The following is a 2,120-nucleotide window of genomic DNA, read 5'->3' as shown; positions in this document are numbered from 1 at the left end:
GGCGCGGGAGTACGAGGAAGGGTGCGCGGAGAGCCGGCGCGCCGCACGACTCGCCGCCTCGAACAGCGGGAACCTGGCCGCGATCCCGCGCAAGGTGCCGCGCGGCTTCAGCGGGGCCGGGGCCTTCACCGACCTGTGGGGCTTCCTGGACTTCGGGGCGGGCGTGCTCTCGCTCGTCTCGCTCACCGCCACCGTCCTGTGGGGCCTGGCGGCCACCGACCGCATGGTGCTGGACTCCGGCCACCGGCTCCTCGCCCAGGGCATCCACCGCGGCCTCGCCGTGGCGGGCCTCGGCTTCCTCGTCCTGCACATCTGGGTCAAGGTCGCCGGGGGCCGTACGGTCGCGGCCTCCGCCGTGATCCCCTTCGCCGACCCCGACCGGCGCCTGCTGGTGGGGCTCGGCACGCTCGCCGGGTACCTCTTCGTGAGCGTCGCGGTCTCCGGCGCGGTGCGCAGCGCGTTCGCCACGCGCGCCCGCTCCCTGTGGTGGCGGGCCCTGCACATGGGCGCCTACCCGGCGTGGGGCGCCTCGCTGGTCCACGGCCTGAAGAGCGGCCGGGCCGCGGACTCCTGGGTGACCGCGGCGTACGCCCTGTGCCTGGCGGGCGTGGCCGCGGTCATCGCCCACCGCGTACGCGAGCGCCTGCGCGGCACGCCCCGCCCCCGCCCGACCTCCGGCCCGCGCCCGGCGGGCCCGCGCCGCGGTCTGTCCCTGGGCCGCCGCACCCCGCCCCGGCCCACCACCCCACCCATGCCGGCATCACCCCCGGCCATCACCCTGCCCACCCTGCCACCACCCCCGTCCGCCGAACGGGACATACCACCGGCGGCACCCCCGACCGGGCCGCCGCCGACACCGACCACCGAGCCGGCCTTCCCCCGGCCGATGACGGCTGATACGCCGCCGCGGGATGCGTCGGTGGTGTCGGCGGAGGGGTTGCCGATGGCGGCTGGTGATCCGTCCTTCGCCCGGCCCACGGGGGGTGTCGGTCCGGGGATGGCATCGGTGGTGTCGGCCGAAGGGTTCGGGACGGCGGCTGATGATCCGGCGTTCGCTGGGCCCACGGGGGGTGTTGGGCCGGGGGTGGCGTCGGCCATGTCGGCCTCACGGCTTGGGACGGCGGCTGCCGCACCGACCTTCGCCCGGCCCACGGAGGCTGTTGGGGCGGGGGCCGGGTCGATGGGGTCGGCGGGGCCGATGCCGATGCCGGGTGCTGGGCCGGCCCTCGCCGCGCCTGGGGGGGGTGGCGGGGCGGGGGCGGCGACGACGGCCGGTGATCCGGCCCCTGCCCGACCCAGGGAAGCTGTCGGGGCGGGGGTGGCGTCGATGGTGCCGGCCGAAGGCTTCGGGACGGCGACTGCCGGACGGGCCTTCGCCCGGCCCACGGGGGCTGCTTCGGCGGGCTCGCCCGAGTCACCGCCGATACCGGCGTTTGCCCGGCCTGAGGGAATCGCCGGGCCGGGGGCGTCGGCCGCGGGGTTCGGGCCGGCAGCGGCCGGACCGGCTGTCGCCCGCCCCGCGGGGGCTGCTGCGTCGGCGGATTCCGCCGAGTCGTTGCCGACGCCGGGGGCCGGGCAGGCGTTCACCGAGCCCGCGGTGGCCGCTACGGCGTCAGCGCCTGATCGGGTGTCGGCGACCACAGTGACGGCGCCCCCACTGCCGCCGACGCAGGCGCCGCCCATGCCCTCCGCCCCGTCGGCGTCCTGGTCCACCTCCCGACGGCCGTCGGCCGAGTCCGCGCCGCTGACGCCGCAGGCGATGCCGCCCTGGGGCCCGGCGGCCGCCACGGCCGCCGCCCCACCGATGCCTACCGTCCAGCCGGACCTCACCGGGCCCACGCCGACCACCGCGCCGTTCGGCGCACCGGTGTTGCCGGACTGGTCCCCGGCGAACCCGGCGGAGGAGCTGTCGCCGGCCGCCGGCCGGGCGGCCACGTCCGCCTACGCCCGGCCCGCGGCCGCATCCGCAGACCCGATACCTCCCGCCCCTCCCGCGCCCGCCGCCCCACCCGTGCCCGACTGGCCACCGCGGCCGGTCCCCTCGCGCGGAGCCTCCGCCCCGCGGGCCGCGTACCCCGGGATGCCGTCCCAGGCGGCGGGGCCGGGGTCGGCCGGGAGCG

1 protein-coding gene is annotated in these 2,120 nt (G+C 79.0%); it reads left to right on the top strand.

From position 1 onward, the window contains the following. On the top strand, positions 1-2,120 hold a 2,120-nt coding region (locus tag GPJ59_RS35740), incomplete at both ends, for a hypothetical protein (protein ID WP_219672286.1).

The organism is Streptomyces bambusae (assembly GCF_019400985.1).
GTDB classification, from domain to species: domain Bacteria; phylum Actinomycetota; class Actinomycetes; order Streptomycetales; family Streptomycetaceae; genus Streptomyces; species Streptomyces bambusae_A.
The sequence above is the reverse complement of the archived record's forward strand: the minus strand, read 5'-3'. Positions and strand labels throughout refer to the sequence as shown.